The organism is Sulfurimonas sp. NW9, assembly GCF_051132275.1.
GTDB classification, from domain to species: domain Bacteria; phylum Campylobacterota; class Campylobacteria; order Campylobacterales; family Sulfurimonadaceae; genus Sulfurimonas; species Sulfurimonas hydrogeniphila.
Window position 1 is genome coordinate 1,918,005 of the sequence record NZ_CP093236.1, and the last position, 19,845, is coordinate 1,937,849.

Below are 19,845 nucleotides of genomic sequence, written 5' to 3' on the forward strand. Positions count from 1 at the left end.
CTATCTAGAATTTGTCTCCGCCTTGTGCTGAATCCAACAACGTCTTATTGGACTTACAAGGGGAATTTTATAGGGTTACATAATTCTTGTAAATGGATTTATCGCATTAATTTCAATGCAATAAATGATGTTTTATTTGAAGTATATTTTATGGGTTTAAAAGGTGGGAGTCATCGCAAATATCAGCAATTTCATCTTCAACCTCTTGCTGATATTTTTCTTCAATCTCTTTATACTTTGTATAATCAAGTGATATATGTTCATGTCTTAATAGAGCATATTTAGTTTGGTCTAACTTTTCTATAGAATTTATTGTATCTGCATGTTCAATTTTCTTGTTAAGTAGATATTCTTTGTTATTGTAGTCAAGTCCATTAATTTCCCATGGGTTTTCAGTTAAATTATTTTCAGTATTTATGGCATAATGAGGGTCTATAGCTTCAAAAGGGAACTCTTTTAAACTATATTCTTCTAATATTGCATAGTATTCTGAGCTAAAAATATGGTTTTCATACTTCATTAATGCATCTTCATCGTCCAGTACAAATAAACTTTCTATTTCTGGATGCAGATATTGTGCCGCAGTTTGATCTTCTTTAGGTAATGTTCTGAACTTATCTCCTAAATCACGCACCATGTCATCATATACTCTTTGTCTTACAAGTTTTTGGTCAGGGATTCTATCACGAATATTAAAGTCTCTATAGAATGTAGTGCGTTGTTTATTCGATAATCCTGCTTTAGTTAATTTAGCATCCATCAGTACAGATAGTTTTCTAGGGTTAGAGAATGGTATATCATCAGAAATAAGAAGACCAAACTCTTCAGATCCCTTTTTTATAAAATCAAGATATTTTGTTACTTTACTATTATAAGTATTTGCATCTATTCCGACACATTCTAGTCTGTAAAGTGTGTATGCCATATATTTTATATCTTGAAGCTCATCTGCTGTAATCTCTATATTGCTATCTTTTTTCCCGCGGTAGTTAATATAGTCATTAAAGTTATCAACTTCATCCAACCAATCAACCCTATCACTATTTTGTCGAAAAGTTCTTTTATACTCTTTAAAATCTTCCGAATTAATCAGCTCTTCAACTCTTTTCTTTTCATAATATATTGGAAATTGTTTTAAATACTTATCTATTCGTCCTCGGATAGTTTTCTGGTGTGCTTCTTTAAGGTGTGCTATCTTTTCCTGATTATCGTATTCTCCAATAGAGAGCAGATATAATGCTATTTCATCAAAAGATATGTTGCCGTCGAATCTACGCCTATCAGACCAATCAGCATATTTAATCTTATGTATATCTAAATATTTTATACTCTGTGCATATGTAGCTATTTCTTGTTTGAATCTTTCGTCATTTAAATATTCAAGGCTTAACATTTTTGTAACTCCTCTAAATAATCACTCCACCACTGCATCAGTTTTACACGCTCGTCAAGATACTTAGCTCGGTTATAAGCTTGGCTTACACTGTTACCCACACTATGAGCTAATTGAGTGTCGATCACATCACGACTAAAATGACTTTTTTCGTTTGCTATTGTGCTAAACATTGCCCTAAAACCATGTGACACTATTTCATCTTTACCAAATCCCATTCGTCTTAATGCTACATTTATTGTGTTCTCGCTCATGTATCTATCTTTATAAACTGTATTTGCAAATAAATATGGCTTGTCACCCGTATATTTTTTCAACTCTTGTATCATCTTTTTAACGGTCGAGGTCATAGGCACTAAATGTTCCCTTCTCATCTTCATCTTATCAGCAGGTATTACTATAAGATTATCTTTGAAATTGATATACTCCCATCGCAATGACCTCAACTCTATTGGTCTTAGGGCTAAATATGGAATGATTTTTAAAGCGTATTTTGTGACTACTTCTCCTTGATAATTATTTATAGATTGCAGGAGTATTTTAATACTTTTATCATCTGTTAATGTTGCGTGATGTTTTACTGCTCTTTTTTTAATAACTACTTTTTTATCGAAATCTGCAATTATATTATGCTCCACATACTCTCTTGATACTGCATATTTATAAATTCTTTCTAAAAGATTAATAGTTTTTTTAGTGCTTTCAAATATACCTTTATCTTGCATAGTATCAACGATAGATAAAATATCAGCCCTTTGTATCTCTTTAATAGGTTTTGTCCCTAGATGGTCTTTAACATGATTATCATAATAGCTTTTTAATTTCTTATGATACTTAGGTGTAACACTTTCCACTATTTGAATAAAAAAATCATCTACTACCTTGTTAAGCGTATTTTGTTTTTTACTCTTGTCTTCTTTAAGTTTGGCTTTTTTCTCTTTTTTTACTTCATTTGGATTAATGCCGTTTGCGATGTCTGCTTTGTATCGTTCTCTTAGTTCTCTTGCTTTTGACAATGTAATTTCAGGATATGCACCTAAAGAAATTTTGCTTTCTTTACCTTCAAATCTATATTTGAGCTTCCAGTGTTTACCTCCAGCTTTTGTTACAAGAAGATATAAACCCCCACCGTCTGATAATTTATAATCTTTAGCTTCTGGCTTTGCCTGTTTAATTTGTGTAGCTGTGAGTGTTGTCGTAGTCCGTGCCATTAATAACCTTTAATAGTTTTAGGGGCTTATTTATTTCTACCATAAGAGCCAAAAAGTATTAAGCCCCCAAACAAGCCCCTAAAATGTTTAGATGATTATACTCTATCTTAGATTAAGTTAGACTAAAGAAGTGCTTTAAAGTTCGTTATTTAGGGATTAAAAGTCTTTATTAGATTTTGTTGAATTGAGTAGTGGTCTCCCTACGTGGACTCGAACCACGAGCTATCCCTTAGGAGGGGACTGCTTTATCCAGTTAAGCGATAAGGAGAAGAAACAGTATTTTTTTATATGAGCAGAAAGATTCTGCTCACAGATACTGTCTGAATGTTTTAAAAAGTATAACTGACACCGGCAAAAATGTTATTTCCGCGCGGACCGTCTATTAAAGAGCCTTCATACTCTCCTATGAGTGCCCAATGCGAAGAGAGACCGTATTCCATTCCGGCAGCATAGGTAAATCCGTCATTGGTTCCGTCAATACCAAAAGCACTGATTTTTTCTTTCTCAATTTCCCATCCTGCTTTTCCAAAAAGAACAATTTCCTCATTTACATGATATCCGTACAGCAAATCTATACCGTAACTGTAATAATCTGCTCCCGCACTTACATCTGCCTCACCAACAACAGATTTTGTAACCGTAGTATGTGTGTATGAAAAATCAAATTCTGTAGCAAAACCATAGCCCAGTCTATATCCCAAATCAATTCCGAAACCCTGTCCGGTGTCACCTTTTAAAATCGCTTCAGGTTCTGTGCCTTTTGCTTCTTCCGTATAATTGTCACCTAAACTCAACAGTCCTTTGGCAACGATATAAAGGTTTCCTTCTTCATGGTGTTTTGCCTCAATATGTGCGCGAGAAGCATCCGCTTCCTCAGGAACTTCGCCGGCAAAGAGTGTTGTTGAAAGCAGAAGCATTCCACTCAGACATAAAAGATTTCGTATTTTCATTGTTTCTCCTTAGAATTATAAACGTATTGTAATCTTTTTTTATAGAAATAAAGCTTATCCGCCAAGTTGATATGGATACATTACGAAAATCAATGCAAAAACAAGGTTACTCCAAACAGATTCTTAACGGATGCAGTCTAAGAAGCATTAAAGATGTTTTATTAGACATTCCTGATGCTTGGCAAGAATTAATTTTCAAATAAATAACTTGGAGAATATACCCACCCCCCCTACCATGACCAGCAATGAAATAAAATACCTTATTATAGAGCTTCATTGAAGTAATTCTTTTTTATTTTTTCAGAAAAAGATATAGTTTTTTCTGGGTTTAATCTTACTCATATCACCATTAGACAAAATATGACCAAAAATAAGGTTATAATTTTCTAAAACAATTTGAAGGTGTGTTATGACAACCAATCAAACAGCGAGAGTTTTAGAACTTTTAAAAAGATTTAACAGTGGAGAAAAAGTTTGTATTGATGTTTTACAAAACGATGCAATGTGGTTTGGAAAAAGTGAAAAAACAATCCGTAGAGATCTTGATGTAATCAAAGAGTATTTTCCTGAGAGTTTTGATCTTATTCGCGGTGGCAAGGGTGAAAAGGGATGTTATAAAGCGATAACTAAAGAGATCTTTAACAACTTTTTAGACCAAGACACCTTAGCTTTAATGGTACAGACGTTTAATATTGCACAAAGAAACAATATTTTAGAGAGTTTAAATATAGATGAGAATGATAAGAAAATTATCAATACAAAAATCAAAAAATCAAAAGAATGTTATGAATTTGTCACAAAACCTTTTGAAACAAAGAAACAGGATGTCAAGCTTCTGCGTGAGATGGAGAGAGCAATCACATACAAGCAATATATCACCATCACACAACAAGAAGCAAAAGGAGAGAGCAGTTATGAACTCAAACCTTATAAAATTCTCTTTATCAATGAAAACTTTTATCTTGTGGGTGAGAATGCAAATGAGGCATATCCTTTTAGTATTTTTAGAGTTACAAATATTACAGATATTGTGCTTCATAAAAAAACATTTCATCATAATCCGGATATAGTTGACTTTGTAAAAACCATACAAACCCCCTACCCCAAATATACGCCATCTTTTAGAAGACACCTTATAGAGGTAGTGGTAGAAGTAAGCCCAAAGAAAGCAAAATATTTCAAGATGAAACAATTTTTACCTTCTCAAAAGATTATAGAGCAAAAGAATGATGGAAGTATATTGTTCTCATTTACAGTCACACAGGCAATGGAGATAGAAGATCTTGTAAAAAAGTGGATTCCTCATATGAAAGTTGTTTCGCCTGATTCTTTAAGAGAGAAGATTGAAACTGATGTAAGAGCATATTTGTTATAATATTTCACAATAGTTTTATTCATTGACAATATCTGTCCATAGCAAAGAGTAATATATCGCAAACTGATGAAGGAATCAAAATGTACAACAAAATCATATTGGTGGGAAATCTCTCAAGAGATATAGAAATAAGATATTCTCAAAGGTTCTAAGATATGGATATGGATGATGAAAATCCATTTTAAGCTATAAATACGAACAAAATTTAAAAAAGGATTTTCACTATGCAAAAAAATATATTCGTTCTACTTTTACTCTTGGCTTCTATTATTAGCGCAAGAGAGAATGTAACTGTTACAAAAGTGATACCACTCACACTTGATGCCTCACTGCAAAAACAACTGCAATCTCTCACACAATCTATGAAAAAGAGGTTTCAGGCAAAGGCTGTTGCAGTAGCTGTTATGGATTCAAAAACAGGAAAGATTCTTAGTCTGGCTGATTCTAACAGTGATGTAGTGAAAGATTTTCCAAAAAATCGCATAGCAAATCTCACATATGAACCTGGGTTTGTTCTGGCACCGATTGTATTTTCTTTGGCATTAGAGAAAAAACTTATTACTCCAGATGATCTTATTAATGGACATCAGGGGCGTTATCAATTCAAAGGAAGAACTATAACTGACCATTATCCATTTGATTGGCTGAGTGCTGCAAATGTAGTGATATACTCTTCAAATATAGGTATAGTACAAATAGCACAGAAGTTGCCCGCACAAGATTATCACGACGGGCTTGTAAAGTTTGGTTTTACACAACATTCCGTAGATGGATTGCGTGGTGAAAACGGTGGTTTTATTCCTGATAGTAAGCGTTTGAAATATGAAATCTATAAAGCGACTACCAGTTATGGATATGGAGTAAAAGTTAATCTTCTGCAACTCCTGCAAGCCTACAATGTTTTTAACAATGATGGCATACTCATAAAACCTAGAATAGTTGCCAATAGCGCAGCACAAAAACCTCAAAAAGTGATAGATACCAAAACTGCCAATGCAATAAAGAAGATTTTGATAGAGACAGTAGAAAAAGGTACAGGTAAAAATGCAAAGGCGCAAGGCTTAGAGATAGGCGGAAAGACTGGTACTGCTCATGTTGTGAAAAATGGGCGATACATCAAAGAGTACAATTGCTCCTTTGTCGGATTTGTTAATGGAAATAAAAAACGTTATACAATAGCCGTACTGGTTCAAGAACCTCAAACAAGTCAGTATGCATCTGAGACTGCTGTTGTTGTATTTAAGGATGTTTTGAATATTTTAGTGCAAGAGATATTGATTTAATAAAAAAAATGGGTATCTGAATCATAAATTTTCAGATACGTTAGATAAACTTAGAGAGTATCAAAGAAAACTTTTTATTTGACTTAAATTATACTAAAAGGTATAATACTAATTACTATAATATTAAAAGGTCTAATATGAAAACACCCAATCCATTTTACTATGGGAATGAAGTATATGATGATGATTTTTGCAATAGAGTTCAAGAGTTGCAGGAGTTAGCACAAGATGTATCTAGTGGGCAAAATCTTTTACTTTATGCTCCAAGAAGATTTGGTAAAACATCGCTTCTAAAAAAATTGAAACATAAATTAGATAAGCAAAAAGATTATAAGGTTATTTTTATAGACCTTTTTAGTGTATCGAGCATAGATGAGTTTATACAAAAATATTTTAATCTCATAATCAATAGTTTTGAAAACAACACCCAAAAAGCTTTACGAAATATAAAAGAGGTATTAAACATAAGACCAAATGTTACTATGAGTATAAATGAGACGGGTAATATCTCCTACTCTCTTTCAATTAGTAAAAAAGAGCAAAATCAAACTTTAGAAGATGTTTTGAACTTACCATCAATATATGCTAAAAAGTTTAATAAAAAAGTAGTAGTAATCTTTGATGAATTTCAAGAGATAGAGCAATTAAAGTTTGAAAAAAAGCTAAGAACCATCTTACAATCACACTCAAGAGAAGTTTCGTATATATTTAGTGGTAGCAAAAAGTCCATACTGAACCAGATGTTTAGCGACAATTCAAGAGCCTTTTACAAATCTGTAAAACATTTTCATATAGAGCAGATAAAATTAGATGAGTGGATAGTTTTTATTGAGAATAAATTTAAACAGACTAACAAAGAGATAGAAAAAAGATACATAAAACAAGTCTTTGATATAACAGATGGTTTTCCATACTATATGCAACAGATAATGTCGATGATATGGGAAAAAACATCTCAAAATGCAGATGATGATATTTTAAAACAGAGTTTAGAGCTGATCATACAAAGAGAGTATGATTTATATAGTTTTATCTGGTCAAGTTTAACTCCAAATCAAAAAAATACATTAAAATACATCGTTCATGTTGATGGGCTTAATCTCTATAGCAACGATCATCTGCAAGAGTTTAATTTCAGTGCAACAACACTAAAAAGTACACTTGAAGCACTTTTAAAAAAAGATATATGCGATAAAAAAGATGACAGGTACTACCTTGTAGATCCATTTATGAAGTATTGGTTAGAAACGATAGGTTGAAAGAGTAAAATGAAAGAAGAAATAGCATTATTAAAAGAAATATATGAGATTGATTTAGATAAACATTTCCAAAAAAATATAACAAAATTAGGTTTATAAGTCCAATTTAGATACAATAAAACAAAAAAAGGTTCTCAGATGCAGTTGGATGAACTTAGAGAGTATCAGCGAAAACTTTTTGAAAATAACAACTTCACATACAAAAGATATTTTCATAAAACTATAAATCTTGATAAAAAGCTTGTCGGTATTGTAGGGGCTAGAGGGGTTGGGAAGACTACTTACCTCTTGCAGTACCTCAAAGAGCTTGATTTGCCATTTTCTAAAAAACTCTACATCAGTGCAGATATCATAACCATTCCATCCCTGTTTGAAGTAGCCAACTCTTTTAGTAAAGAGGAAGGTGAAGTGCTCATCATCGATGAGATACACAAATATAAAAACTTTGAGATAGAGTTAAAAAAGATTTATGACTTGTTAAGTCTCAAAGTTATCTTTAGTGGAAGCAGTGCATTAAGTATAAATAATGCAAAAGCAGACCTTAGCAGACGGGCAAGACTTTACAGTGTGTATGGTTTAAGTTTTAGAGAGTTTGTAGAGCTAGAAAAAGGCATCGAACTCCCCGCGTTTGCACTTGAAGATATTTTGACAAATCATATAGATATAGCGTACAAACTTTTACAAAAATTCAATCTCACACTACTTTTTAGAGAGTATATCAAAAGTGGCTACTATCCCTTTTACTTTGAAGATAAAGAGGATTATCTCATCAGACTCAATGAGACAATAAATACCGTTATAGAAGTGGACATCCCTTCCATTTTTCCTATAGATTACAGCAGTGTACAAAATCTAAAAAAATTAGTACGACTCCTCTGTGAATCACACCCATACACTCCAAACATCAAAGAGCTTTTAGCAAAAATGGATATGAAAGACAACTACAAAGGGCTTTACAGGTTTATAGAGTATCTCAGTCGTGCAAAAATATTTACCACTTTAAAACCTGCATCAAAAGGGGATAACATCTTTGTCAAACCAGATAAAATCTACCTAAACAATACAAACTTACATTATGCCTACTGCAGCCATAACAACACAGGCACACTCAGAGAGGTTTTTGTCGCAAGTATGTTGAGCCAAGCTCACACCATCCAAGCAGCAAAAAAAGGTGATTTGCTTGTAGATGAAAAATACACTTTGGAAGTGGGTGGTAAAAACAAAAAATACAAACAGATAAAGGATATACCAAACTCTTTTATCGTAGCCGATGATATAGAAGTGGGTAGTGGAAACAGAGTGCCCATATGGTTGTTTGGGTTTTTATACTAAGATGCTCTTTAATCTATAAAAGATAATTTATAGACAAAATAAGTCTAACATTTTTCATATTATTTCTAAAACAATACGATGTACTTTTAATTTTTTAGCAATTTCACTTTTAGAAAAATCTACCTCTTTATAAGCTTATATTTGGTATCGTTCTTCTATGGTTAAATGTTTATAACTCATCTTTACTTCTCCTATATTCTGTGGTTAGAATTTGAAGTAAGATTTTAACATTTAACCTCTTCAAATCTAAGTTTACAACTTTTTATTTTCAAATTCTAAAAAAATTGCACTTCAGATTTAAATTTTGGAATGAAGCTCTTTTTAATGTTACCGAAGGAGAGTACAGAACACATTATATACGATACTCTCAAAATAATTAAAAATTGACAAAATATGACCATCTAAAATTCTATACTACCACAAAATAAAAAAAGGAAGAAAACTATATTTAACAAAGTCATATTAGTTAGATACTTAAATAATAGTCATCAACACAGACTCCTAGTTCATTCAAATGCCAAACATAAGCTCCAAATCGGTAAGAATATAACGGATGGTAAAGGTGCCGGTATGAATCCTGAAGTTGGAAGAGCTTCAGCCTTAGAGAGTTATGAAGATATAAAAGAAATGCTTAAAAAAATAGTATAATCACATTGATGTGTCAACCCTATTTCATACTTATCCATAAAGATTCTAAGCTGCTGTTTCAACTTGTAACATCATTTTTTCTTCAAACTCAACAGGTGATAAATTACCATTTGCAGAGTGCATTCTTTGTCGGTTATAATAAACTTCGATATACTCGAATATAGCTTGATTAGCCTGAGCTTTTGTCTCAAAAATCTCATGGTAAATGAGTTCAGTTTTCAAAGTATGAAAAAAGCTCTCAGCTACTGCACCCCAAGGGCATTTCCTCACTTCGTTCAGGGCACAATCCCAACAGTTCCCTTTGCGTGACATACTTTGAACGATTCCATGCTGTTGTAATAAATCCTTGTGAGTATATGAAGCGTATTGGCTACCACGATCAGTGTGCCAGATCAAACCTTTTTGAGGCTTTCTTGCAATAAGTGCCATATTTAAAGCGTCATTCACAAGTGATACTTTCATTGTATCATCCATCGACCAGCCAACGATGCGACGGGAGTATAAATCTATGACAGTAGCTAAATAGAGCCATCCTTCATTTGTTGGAATATAGGTTATATCTCCAACATATTTCTCATCAGGATAAGTTGCATAGAAATCTCTGTTTAATATATTGGGCGCAACAGGCAAGTTGTGATTTGAGTTTGTCGTATTGATTCTATAGCGTTTTTTCGTTTTTGCAACAAGTCCTAACTCACGCATTATACGCCCTATACGACGACGAGAAACGATAAAGCCATATCTTTGCACTAACTTATCCTTAATACGCCGTGTACCGTAATTTTCTCTACCCTGCATGAAGATAATCTCAATAAGTTCATTGAGCTTCTCATCTACCTGTTGCAATTTGCAACCTTGCTTGATCCAGTGGTAATAACTTGCTTTATCGACTTGAAGTACCCTACACATCACTGCTATTTGAAACTCGTTTGAGTGTTCTCGCATCCATGCACCCCAAGGGCATTTCCTCGCTTCGCTCACGGCACATACTTCACAGAGTTTCTTTGGCGAAATATGCTGTTGCCTTTTTTAGAATGTCACGCTCCTGCTTAAGGAGTTTGTTCTCGGCACGCAGGCGTTTATTCTCTTCCTCAGTTGTCTCTTTGATACTCTGATTAGTTGAAAATCCTCCTCTGGATTCTATGGGAATATTGTTGGCTTTCTTGTACTCTCTTACCCAGTTATAAAGCGTTTTTTCGTTTACATCCAAATCTTTTGCAATCTTTGCTGTTGATTCGTTTGAATTCATGACCAACTGTACGCTTGAATCTCTAAATTCTCTTGTGTATTTACTGTTTTTCATCTTCTTCTTATCCTTATTCATAGTGATATTTTATCTCAGAATTGCTAAATGTTCTGAGTATGAATAAGTGTAGCCGTATCAAACCGTCAGGCGCCAAAGTTGCAGTGTTACCACCAACATAAGAGCGATCAGGGGCCAAAGTGCTTGTTGATCCACCTACATAATTACCATTTGGCGTCATAGTACTGCTCGAACCCCCTACATAAGAACCATTTGGAGTTAGTGTTGCACTATTACCGCCTACATATGTGCCGTCAGGAGCTAAAGTTGCAGTATCCCCGCTAACATAACTACCATCTGGAGCTAAAGTGTAACTACCTGCCAATGCCATTGTTGATGCCAAAACTGCACCTATTATTATTTTTTTCATCTTCTTGTTCCTTTTTTTGAAGTGTAAGGATTATAGGAAATTAGATGGACAAGTTTTGTCAATTAATAAATTCTTATGCCAATTCTGACATCAAGTGTTATTTTTATTTGAGAAGAGTTATACTGAATAACATACCATTAAAATTTATTGGTTAAATAGGTGAGGAAGTTTAAGTATGGTGCGCCCGACATGATTCGAACATGTGACCGCTGGTACCGCAAACCAGTGCTCTATCCAGCTGAGCTACGAGCGCACACCATTCTCTGATTGAGAGGCTGAAATTATATCACTTATAACTTATATAATTATAAAACAGTGTCTAATCTTCAATTTTTACTAATATTTCTTCTACTTTTTGATTTTGCAAATACAATTCATGGTTTTTTCGTACATATGCCTGGAGTAAAACTTTAATATCATTGTTTCCTTCCATGTTAAAATCTTTCATCATCTGTTTCTGTAAAAAATTGGCAAATTTATCTTCCACATCAACATCAAATCTGCGGCCTCCGATATGTAGTCCAATTTTTTTACTCATTATATTATTAACCTAAAATACTTTCGATTTTATTTACAATTTCTTCTATTTCTATATCTTTTTGAGCATTTTCTTCATGCAGTCTTTCAATTTCCTGATTTTTCAATGCACAATCTGCTTTGAGTGTCACGATTTCATTTCGCATCTTCTCATTTTCATCTATGAGCGTATGATATTTTTCAAGAATACTTGAAACTTTTTCACTGAGTTTATTCAAAGCTGTTTGATTATCCATTTGCGTTTCCTAATATTAATTAATAAATTTCTTCTTTAGAATTCTAACATAATTAAAGTACATAGGATAAATATTATCTCTAATTTGCTATAATTTATAGATAATTAAAAGGCATGAAATATGAATAAATTTGAAGACTACTGCACAAAATTTGTACAAAGTATCGGAAGTAAAGAAGGAGCGGTCTCTCCGAGTATAGTATCCTCAGCTTCTTTTTCTTATGGAAGTCCGGAAACAGCAGAAGGGATTTTCAATGGCAGTGTAAAAAAGCCTCTCTATTCAAGAATGGGCAACCCAACAACAGCAAAACTTGAATCAATCATGGCAGAGATGGATGGTGGTATTGGAGCTGTTGCAACAAGCTCAGGGATGGGAGCGACATCTCTTGCCGTAATGTCCCTGCTTTCTCAAGGAGATGAAATCATTAGCATAGGCGGATTGTTTGGCGGGACATACGCACTGTTTGATGAAACTCTCAGCAGATTTGGTATAAAAACTCACTTTTTTGATGTTGACGAATTTGACAACATAGAAAATGCCATAAACAAAAATACAAAAATAATTTTTTTAGAAAGTGTCGGTAATCCGAATATGAGGCTTCCTGATATTAAAAGAATCGCTGCAATTGCGAATGAATCAAATGTAGCGCTCATCGTTGACAACACTATTACTCCCTTAAGTGTTTCGCCCTTGGCTCTTGGTGCTGACATCACGGTTTATTCAACTACGAAAATCATCTCTGGAAATTCCTCTGCACTAGGCGGTTGTGTGGTTTTTCGCGCCATACATGAAAATGCTGACAAATTTAAGACAGAACGTTACGCATTCCTTGAAAAGTTTATCAAAGGAGCGGGGAAAACGGCTCTCATACCTAATGCAAAAAAACGGGCTTTACGAGACTTGGGAATGAGCGCAAATGCACATGCCAGCTATCAAACGTTACTCGGACTCGAAACACTGGCACTCCGACTTCCAAGAATAGTCAAAAGTGTTGAAACAGTGGCCCTGGAACTTGCCAAACATGGTATAGCGGTAAACCATCCGTGTATTCAGTCTCATCCTCACCATGCACGGTATAAAGAAGATTTTCAATATGGATGCGGAACCCTTTTGACAATTGATATGCAAAGCAAAGAGCGTGCATACGACTTTTTACGTAAAACAAAAATAGCAACAATTACTGCAAACATAGGCGATTCAAGAACACTCGCCCTGCATATGGCATCAACTATATACAGTGATTTTGACGAAAAAACCAGAGAATTTCTTGGAATTACCGACGGTCTTATTAGAATTTCTATCGGACTTGAAAACCCGGTAGAAATTATAAATGATTTTATTCAAGCAGCAAAGTAGAAAAAATGGCAACAAAAACAGACTTAGAAATAGATGAACAGACAATACTGAAATATCCAAAAAAATATTTTGTATTTTTACTCAATGATGATTATACGCCTATGGATTTTGTAGTCGATATTCTCATGGAAATTTTTCATAAAACATATGAAGAAGCGCAAGATATTATGCTTGAAGTACATAAAAAAAACAGAGGTTTGTGTGGTGTTTACACATATGAAATCGCAGAGACAAAGCTTAAGCAAGTACGTCGCAAAGCGAAAGACAACGGCTTTCCCCTAAAAGCCACAATGGAGGAAGAATAACATGATAAGCTCATCACTCAATGATATATTTCAAAAATCTGTAATATTTGCAAAACAGCTCCACCATGAATACCTGACAATTGAGCATATATTTTACCTTTTGTTAAGTTCGGATGAGGGCGCATCAATTATAGAAACATGTGGCGGGAATGTGTCAAAAATGAAAGAAGAACTTGGCGAATACATCAAAAAAAATATGGAAACACTTCCTGCCGATATAATACAGGACCCTTATGAAAGCGTAGCGCTTTCCCGTTTGATTGATAAGATGGTGCGCCATGTTCAGTCATCCGGTCAAACGAATGCGGATATAGGGGATCTTTTGGCAACTCTTTTTGAAGAGAAACATACATTTGCCTATGCTTTGCTCAATAAATACCAAATAACAAAACTGGATATATTGGAAGTAATTTCACATCCTGACACAGACCAGGATGAAGAAGAAAAAGAGTCTAATTTACGAAAATACACAATAAACCTTATAGAAAAAGCCAAAGAAGGAAAAATTGACCCTGTAATAGGCAGAGATAATGAAATTCAAAGAGTCACACAGATACTCTGCAGAAGAAAGAAAAACAACCCTGTACTTGTAGGTGAACCAGGCGTTGGAAAGACAGCAATAGCAGAAGGACTGGCTCTGCGTATTGCAGCGAATGATGTTCCTGACATAATCAAAGACTCCAATCTTTATGCACTTGATTTAGGAGCATTGCTTGCAGGAACAAAGTACAGAGGAGACTTTGAAAAACGCCTTAAGGGTGTTATGGATGAACTCAAACGTGAACCTAAAGCAATTTTATTTATAGATGAGATTCATACACTTATAGGAGCAGGAAGCACGAGCGGAACAATGGATGCAGCCAATCAACTCAAGCCTGCTCTTGCATCAGGCGAAATAAAATGTATGGGAGCTACAACTTTTGCAGAATACAGAAACGGGTTTGAAAAAGACAAAGCACTCAGCAGAAGATTCTCCAAAATAGATGTTAATGAACCATCGAAAAAAACAAGCTATCTCATTCTCAAGGGACTTCAAGGCAAATATGAAAAACACCATTCTGTGCAATATACAAACAAGGCATTAAAAACAGCAGTGGATCTCTCTAAACGCTACATTACAGACAAATTTTTACCAGATATTGCCATAGATTTAATTGATGAAACAGCAGCATCATTTCATCTTCAAAAAAGAAAAAAAGAAAAAGTAACCGCAAATGATATTCAAAAAACTATAGCATCCATTGTGGGTATCAGTAATTCAAAAATATCTCATAATGAAACGGCATCTTTGCAACATTTAGAAGATAAACTCAGACAAAGAGTTATTGGTCAGGAAAAAGCTGTAGAGATGGTGACAAAAGCTATTAAAATATCAAAAGCAGGATTAACACCTCCGAACAAACCCATAGCTTCATTTTTGTTTTCAGGACCGACAGGTGTTGGAAAAACCGAACTGGCAATTGCATTAAGTGAAATTTTAGGGATCAATTTTGAAAAATTTGATATGAGCGAATATATGGAGAAACATGCTCTCAGCCGTTTGGTAGGAGCGCCTCCTGGATATGTAGGATATGAGCAGGGAGGACTGCTTACAGAAGCCATCAAAAAGCATCCTTATACAGTTTTACTGCTTGATGAAATAGAAAAAGCACATCCGGAACTTATAAATGTGTTACTACAGATAATGGACAGCGCAACACTCACTGACAATAATGGCTACAAAGCCGATTTTCAGAATGTTATACTGATTATGACATCAAATATTGGAGCTCAGGCCAGAAATGTTATGGGATTCAATAAAGATGAATCTATTTCTAAAAACGAAGAACTAAAATCATTTTTTACTCCGGAATTCAGAAATAGATTAGATGCTATTATAGAATTTGGGCAATTGAGTCATGGAATAGTCGAAAAAATTGTACAAAAATTCATAACAGAACTCAATAAAGAGTTAAAAAAGAAAAAAATAATTGTAACTGTTTCCGATAAAGTTATAAAATTTATTGCTGAGAAAACCTATTCACCGGAAATGGGAGCCAGACCGCTTAAAAGGTATATTAAAAATAATATTACCGATAAACTCAGTGATGAAATTTTATTCGGAAAACTTAAAAATGGCGGAAAAGTAGAAGTGATAATACAAAATGACACTTTAGAGAATGTATACGAAGAAGCTTAATGTATTTGCCGCAGCTTGACAATTATTCACTCTCCTTTCCTGATCCCCATGATGCGAACAAAGAAGGTATAGTAGCATGGGGAGGAGATTTAAATCCCTCTAGATTATTAAAAGCATACCAAAATGGTATTTTCCCCTGGTACTCACAGCAAGACCCTATACTGTGGTGGTCAACGAATCCGCGTCTTATTATGGAGCTTGATGACTTTAAACTAAGACGTTCATTGAAAAAAAAATTGAAAAAATTTGAATATACATTTGATAGCAGATTTCAAGAAGTTGTGCATAAATGTGCTTCTGTTGCAAGAAAAGATCAAAATGGTACATGGATAAATAAAGATCTGGCAGAATCATTCAATGTTTTGCACGGCATGGGTATAGCTCACTCAGTTGAAAGTTATCTTGATGGCAAACTGGTAGGCGGGTTGTATGGATTGACAATAGGAAAAGTGTTTTGTGGAGAATCAATGTTTGCAGAAGTCAGTGATGCGTCAAAAGCTGCATATGCGGTATTGGTAAAACATTTAAAAGTATGGGGATATGATTTTATTGACTGTCAGGTACCGACACCACATCTTAAATCATTAGGAGCAAAAGAAGTTTCAAGAGATTATTATCTTGAACGTTTGTATAAAGTAAATATGGATATTGTAAAAAATGAATGGATTGTTGATAAAAATCTGATCAACTAGGCAGCGACCTACATTTCCACAAGTGAAACCTGCAGTATTATCAGCGATGAGAGGCTTAGCTTCTGGGTTCGGAATGGGGCCAGGCGTTTCCCTCTCTCTATAGCCACCTAGACAAGATCAGATATAAAGACATCTGACTGATGTATTTATATCTGATCTTACAAGGACCAGTTGAGTGAGTTAATGATTGCTCATTAAGTTAGAATTGGTAAAATCAACAACAGCCGGCACTAAAGTACCGGTTCCAAATAACTACTAACATATCTCTTATTAGTATATATACACTAAATAAGGTAGTGAAGCAATTGTGTTCATTTAAGAACTTGGTAAAAAGACAAACGTACTATTAGTACTGGTCAGCTAAACACATTGCTGTGCGTACACATCCAGCCTATCAAGCTTGTAGTCTTCAAGCGTACTTCAGGGAACGTTCATCTTGGAGTTGGCTTCCCGCTTAGATGCTTTCAGCGGTTATCTCATCCGTGCGTAGCTACCCAGCTATGCCCTTGGCAGGACAACTGGTGCACCAGTGGCACGTCCAACCCGGTCCTCTCGTACTAGGGTCAGCTCTCCTCAACGTTCCTACGCCCACGGAAGATAGGGACCGAACTGTCTCACGACGTTCTGAACCCAGCTCGCGTACCGCTTTAAATGGCGAACAGCCATACCCTTGGGACCTGCTCCAGCCCCAGGATGCGATGAGCCGACATCGAGGTGCCAAACCTCCCCGTCGATGTGAGCTCTTGGGGGAGATCAGCCTGTTATCCCCGGCGTACCTTTTATCCTTTGAGCGATGGCCCTTCCACACAGAACCACCGGATCACTATGACCGTCTTTCGACTCTGCTCGACTTGTATGTCTCACAGTCAGTCCGGCTTATGCCATTATACTCTACGAAGGATTTCCAACCCTTCTGAGCCGAACTTTGTAAGCCTCCGTTACTTTTTAGGAGGCGACCGCCCCAGTCAAACTACCCACCAGACATTGTCCTCGCACGAGATAATCGTACGGAGTTAGCTATCAGAATATTCAAGTGTGGTATCTCAAGGTTGCCTCCTCCAGAACTGGCGTCCTGGATTCAACGGCTCCCACCTATCCTGCACATGAATATCCCAATAGCAGTGTCAAGCTATAGTAAAGGTGCACGGGGTCTTTCCGTCTTTCCGCGGGTAGGAGGAATTTTCACCTCCACTACAATTTCACTGGATCCCTTGTTGAGACAGCTCCCATCTCGTTACGCCATTCATGCAGGTCGGTATTTAACCGACAAGGAATTTCGCTACCTTAGGACCGTTATAGTTACGGCCGCCGTTTACTCGGGCTTCAATTCATGCCTTCGCGCGAAGCTAAGCAATCCTTTTAACCTTCGAGCACCGGGCAGGCGTCACACCCTATACATCCACTTACGTGTTAGCAGAGTGCTGTGTTTTTGGTAAACAGTCGGGAGGGACTCTTTGCTGCGACCCGTCAGTGCTTTGGAGAGTAAATCTCCTAACACTTAGGGCACACCTTATACCGAAGATACGGTGCTAGTTTGCAGAGTTCCTTAACAAGGGTTCATCCACGCGCCTTAGAATACTCATCTCACCCACCTGTGTCGGTTTACGGTACGGGCAACATTACATCTCGTTTAGAGGCTTTTCTCGGCACGACAGTATCAAGGGTTCTGGTCGCTCTCCGAAAAGATTGACCAGCCTGTCAGATCTCGGTCTCATGTAGCGCGGATTTGCCTACGCTACGACCTACGTCCTTCGAGCCACTATTCCATCAGTGACCCCCTTTAACTCTATGCGTCCCCCCATCACTCAAACGATGTAATGTCGGTATCGGAATATTAACCGATTTGCCATCGTCTACCCCTTTCGGACTCGACTTAGGTCCCGACTAACCCTACGATGACGAGCATCGCGTAGGAAACCTTGGGTTTACGGCGAAGAAGATTCTCACTTCTTTTCTCGCTACTCATGCCTGCATGCTCACTTCCATCCGCTCCAGTACTCCTTACCGGTATACCTTCAGCGCTGAATGGAACGCTCTCCTACCACTTACAGTAAACTGTAAATCTAAAGCTTCGGTGTTTATCTTAGCCCCGTTATATTTTCGGCGCAGAATCGCTAGACCAGTGAGCTGTTACGCTTTCTTTAAAGGATGGCTGCTTCTAAGCCAACCTCCTGGTTGTCACAGCAACTCCACATCCTTTTCCACTTAGATAAAACTTTGGGACCTTAGCTGTTAGTCTGGGTTGTTCCCCTCTCGACATAGGATTTTATCACCCTACGCCTGACTCCCGAGGTTACACGTATAGTATTCGGAGTTTGATAGGGTTTGGTACCGCGGTAAGCAGCCCTAGCCCTGTCAGTGCTCTACCCCTATACGCTAATGCTCGAGGCTATACCTAAATATATTTCGGAGAGAACCAGCTATCACTGAGTTTGATTGGCCTTTCACCCCTATCCACAAGTCATCCCAAGAATTTTCAACTTCTACGGGTTCGGTCCTCCACTGGCTCTTACACCAGCTTCAACCTGCTCATGGATAGATCACTCAGTTTCGGGTCTGCAGCATCTGACTATGTCGCCCTATTAAGACTCGCTTTCGCTACGGCTTCTCGTTCGATTAACCTTGCCAGATACCACAACTCGCAGGCTCATTATGCAAAAGGCAGTCCGTCACACTTATTTAATAGTGCTCCGAATGATTGTAAGCCATAGGTTTCAGGTTCTATTTCACTCCGCTCACCGCGGTCCTTTTCACCTTTCCCTCACGGTACTTGTTCGCTATCGGTCTAGTAGTAGTATTTAGGGTTGGAGGGTGGTCCCCCCATATTCAGTCAAGATAACACGTGTCCCGACCTACTCGTTCCATACCTTAGTTCCACATAAATGTTTTCGCTTACGGGAGTATCACCCTCTATGCTCATCCTTTCCAGAATGTTCTGCTAACAAATATGCTAAATGTATGCGCCCTATTCCAATTTCGCTCGCCGCTACTCTCGGAATCTCGTTTGATTTCTCTTCCTTTGGGTACTGAGATGTTTCACTTCCCCAAGTTCGCCCCACCCGAAGGTGGTAACACGAATCGCTCCGTGCTGGGTCGCCCCATTCAGAAATTCCCGGATCAAAGCTTCTTGGCAGCTCCCCGAGACTTTTCGCAGCCTAGTACGTCTTTCATCGCCTCTACTAGCCAAGGCATCCACCTATGGCCCTTAATATCTTTTTATTCTATGTTGCGTTCACTACCTTATTTAATGTATGAATACATTAAACAAGATGAATGATCTGTTATTGTAGTTATTTAGTTTTTAATTATATCTCTATAATTAAAGTTGTTGACTTTAACAATTGTAATTTAATGATCGTTTGGTTTTTAAACCAAATATAAATTCTTATGACTTTAAGAACTTATATTTAATTTAG

Annotated in this window: 16 protein-coding genes, 2 tRNA genes and 2 rRNA genes; 8 read left to right on the plus strand and 12 right to left on the minus strand. The window is 36.3% G+C overall.

Annotated elements, in window-relative coordinates; translation table 11 throughout:
• Positions 1 to 148: 148 nt before the first annotated feature.
• The 4 genes from MLC44_RS10905 to MLC44_RS10920 form a co-directional block, all read right to left on the minus strand.
• Complete coding sequence (locus MLC44_RS10905) at positions 149 to 1,393, minus strand: hypothetical protein (protein ID WP_434657345.1); 1,245 nt, start codon at positions 1,391 to 1,393, stop codon at positions 149 to 151.
• Positions 1,387 to 2,604, minus strand: coding sequence for a tyrosine-type recombinase/integrase (locus tag MLC44_RS10910; RefSeq protein ID WP_434657347.1), 1,218 nt, complete (start codon positions 2,602 to 2,604; stop codon positions 1,387 to 1,389). The genes MLC44_RS10905 and MLC44_RS10910 overlap by 7 nt, the downstream gene beginning before the upstream one ends.
• A 192-nt stretch (positions 2,605 to 2,796) precedes the next feature.
• Positions 2,797 to 2,872, minus strand: a tRNA-Arg gene (locus tag MLC44_RS10915).
• 61 nt (positions 2,873 to 2,933) lie between these two features.
• Positions 2,934 to 3,554, minus strand: a complete 621-nt coding sequence (locus tag MLC44_RS10920) for a porin family protein (protein WP_346389837.1) — start codon at positions 3,552 to 3,554, stop codon at positions 2,934 to 2,936.
• Positions 3,555 to 3,963: 409 nt separating this feature from the next.
• On the opposite strand from MLC44_RS10920, the gene MLC44_RS10925 reads away from it, so the two are divergent.
• The 4 genes from MLC44_RS10925 (at position 3,964) to MLC44_RS10940 (ending at position 8,803) form a co-directional block, all read left to right on the plus strand.
• Entirely contained in the window at positions 3,964 to 4,929 is a 966-nt protein-coding gene (locus MLC44_RS10925; RefSeq protein WP_434657349.1) for a helix-turn-helix transcriptional regulator, read from the plus strand.
• 224 nt (positions 4,930 to 5,153) lie between these two features.
• The gene (locus MLC44_RS10930) at positions 5,154 to 6,212 is read left to right on the plus strand and encodes a penicillin-binding transpeptidase domain-containing protein (protein WP_434657351.1); all 1,059 of its coding nucleotides are present in this window, start codon (positions 5,154 to 5,156) and stop codon (positions 6,210 to 6,212) included.
• 137 nt (positions 6,213 to 6,349) lie between these two features.
• Positions 6,350 to 7,471, plus strand: coding sequence for an AAA family ATPase (locus MLC44_RS10935; RefSeq protein WP_434580236.1), 1,122 nt, complete (start codon positions 6,350 to 6,352; stop codon positions 7,469 to 7,471).
• Positions 7,472 to 7,609: 138 nt separating this feature from the next.
• Positions 7,610 to 8,803 (plus strand): AAA family ATPase, encoded by a 1,194-nt coding sequence (locus tag MLC44_RS10940; RefSeq protein WP_434580238.1) that lies wholly within the window; start codon positions 7,610 to 7,612, stop codon positions 8,801 to 8,803.
• A 693-nt stretch (positions 8,804 to 9,496) separates the two neighbouring features.
• Here MLC44_RS10940 and MLC44_RS10945 read toward each other — a convergent pair.
• The 6 genes from MLC44_RS10945 to MLC44_RS10970 form a co-directional block, all read right to left on the minus strand.
• Entirely contained in the window at positions 9,497 to 10,432 is a 936-nt protein-coding gene (locus MLC44_RS10945) for an IS3 family transposase (RefSeq protein WP_434657353.1), read from the minus strand.
• A 10-nt stretch (positions 10,433 to 10,442) separates the two neighbouring features.
• Complete coding sequence (locus MLC44_RS10950) at positions 10,443 to 10,754, minus strand: transposase (RefSeq protein WP_418641375.1); 312 nt, start codon at positions 10,752 to 10,754, stop codon at positions 10,443 to 10,445.
• Positions 10,755 to 10,767: 13 nt separating this feature from the next.
• A complete protein-coding gene (locus MLC44_RS10955) occupies positions 10,768 to 11,124 on the minus strand; it encodes a hypothetical protein (RefSeq protein ID WP_434657355.1) in 357 nt (118 codons plus the stop codon).
• Positions 11,125 to 11,300: 176 nt separating this feature from the next.
• Positions 11,301 to 11,377, minus strand: a tRNA-Arg gene (locus MLC44_RS10960).
• A gap of 66 nt (positions 11,378 to 11,443) precedes the next feature.
• Complete coding sequence (locus MLC44_RS10965; RefSeq protein ID WP_151899625.1) at positions 11,444 to 11,662, minus strand: hypothetical protein; 219 nt, start codon at positions 11,660 to 11,662, stop codon at positions 11,444 to 11,446.
• Positions 11,663 to 11,669: 7 nt separating this feature from the next.
• Positions 11,670 to 11,897, minus strand: coding sequence for a hypothetical protein (locus MLC44_RS10970; protein WP_151899624.1), 228 nt, complete (start codon positions 11,895 to 11,897; stop codon positions 11,670 to 11,672).
• A gap of 120 nt (positions 11,898 to 12,017) precedes the next feature.
• On the opposite strand from MLC44_RS10970, the gene MLC44_RS10975 reads away from it, so the two are divergent.
• From MLC44_RS10975 to aat, 4 genes are read left to right on the plus strand one after another with little or no spacing between them, the layout of a single operon-like run.
• The gene (locus MLC44_RS10975) at positions 12,018 to 13,253 is read left to right on the plus strand and encodes an aminotransferase class I/II-fold pyridoxal phosphate-dependent enzyme (RefSeq protein ID WP_346389928.1); all 1,236 of its coding nucleotides are present in this window, start codon (positions 12,018 to 12,020) and stop codon (positions 13,251 to 13,253) included.
• A 5-nt stretch (positions 13,254 to 13,258) separates the two neighbouring features.
• Positions 13,259 to 13,558 (plus strand): ATP-dependent Clp protease adaptor ClpS, encoded by a 300-nt coding sequence (locus tag MLC44_RS10980; RefSeq protein WP_151899622.1) that lies wholly within the window; start codon positions 13,259 to 13,261, stop codon positions 13,556 to 13,558.
• A gap of 1 nt (position 13,559) precedes the next feature.
• Positions 13,560 to 15,737, plus strand: coding sequence for an ATP-dependent Clp protease ATP-binding subunit ClpA (gene clpA, locus MLC44_RS10985; RefSeq protein WP_434657357.1), 2,178 nt, complete (start codon positions 13,560 to 13,562; stop codon positions 15,735 to 15,737).
• On the plus strand, positions 15,737 to 16,429 hold the full coding sequence (aat, locus tag MLC44_RS10990) for a leucyl/phenylalanyl-tRNA--protein transferase (RefSeq protein ID WP_434580282.1): 693 nt from the start codon (positions 15,737 to 15,739) through the stop codon (positions 16,427 to 16,429). Before clpA ends, aat begins: the two co-directional genes overlap by 1 nt.
• On the opposite strand, the gene rrf is transcribed toward aat, so the two are convergent.
• Together rrf and MLC44_RS11000 are read right to left on the minus strand one after the other, a co-directional pair.
• Positions 16,425 to 16,540, minus strand: a 5S ribosomal RNA gene (rrf, locus tag MLC44_RS10995). The genes aat and rrf overlap by 5 nt on opposite strands.
• A 214-nt stretch (positions 16,541 to 16,754) precedes the next feature.
• Positions 16,755 to 19,648: ribosomal RNA gene (locus MLC44_RS11000) — 23S ribosomal RNA — on the minus strand.
• Positions 19,649 to 19,845 lie beyond the last annotated feature (197 nt).

Excerpts from the sequence above, each read along its gene's own strand:
- MLC44_RS10980 (WP_151899622.1), top strand. The coding sequence starts at position 13,259 with ATGGCAACAAAAACAGACTTAGAAATAGATGAACAGACAATACTGAAA.
- MLC44_RS10905 (WP_434657345.1), bottom strand. The coding sequence starts at position 1,393 with ATGTTAAGCCTTGAATATTTAAATGACGAAAGATTCAAACAAGAAATA.
- MLC44_RS10950 (WP_418641375.1), bottom strand. The coding sequence starts at position 10,754 with ATGAAAAACAGTAAATACACAAGAGAATTTAGAGATTCAAGCGTACAG.
- MLC44_RS10975 (WP_346389928.1), top strand. The coding sequence starts at position 12,018 with ATGAATAAATTTGAAGACTACTGCACAAAATTTGTACAAAGTATCGGA.
- MLC44_RS10955 (WP_434657355.1), bottom strand. The coding sequence starts at position 11,124 with ATGAAAAAAATAATAATAGGTGCAGTTTTGGCATCAACAATGGCATTG.
- MLC44_RS10920 (WP_346389837.1), bottom strand. The coding sequence starts at position 3,554 with ATGAAAATACGAAATCTTTTATGTCTGAGTGGAATGCTTCTGCTTTCA.
- MLC44_RS10935 (WP_434580236.1), top strand. The coding sequence starts at position 6,350 with ATGAAAACACCCAATCCATTTTACTATGGGAATGAAGTATATGATGAT.
- MLC44_RS10925 (WP_434657349.1), top strand. The coding sequence starts at position 3,964 with ATGACAACCAATCAAACAGCGAGAGTTTTAGAACTTTTAAAAAGATTT.
- MLC44_RS10970 (WP_151899624.1), bottom strand. The coding sequence starts at position 11,897 with ATGGATAATCAAACAGCTTTGAATAAACTCAGTGAAAAAGTTTCAAGT.
- MLC44_RS10930 (WP_434657351.1), top strand. The coding sequence starts at position 5,154 with ATGCAAAAAAATATATTCGTTCTACTTTTACTCTTGGCTTCTATTATT.
- MLC44_RS10940 (WP_434580238.1), top strand. The coding sequence starts at position 7,610 with ATGCAGTTGGATGAACTTAGAGAGTATCAGCGAAAACTTTTTGAAAAT.
- clpA (WP_434657357.1), top strand. The coding sequence starts at position 13,560 with ATGATAAGCTCATCACTCAATGATATATTTCAAAAATCTGTAATATTT.
- aat (WP_434580282.1), top strand. The coding sequence starts at position 15,737 with ATGTATTTGCCGCAGCTTGACAATTATTCACTCTCCTTTCCTGATCCC.
- MLC44_RS10965 (WP_151899625.1), bottom strand. The coding sequence starts at position 11,662 with ATGAGTAAAAAAATTGGACTACATATCGGAGGCCGCAGATTTGATGTT.
- MLC44_RS10910 (WP_434657347.1), bottom strand. The coding sequence starts at position 2,604 with ATGGCACGGACTACGACAACACTCACAGCTACACAAATTAAACAGGCA.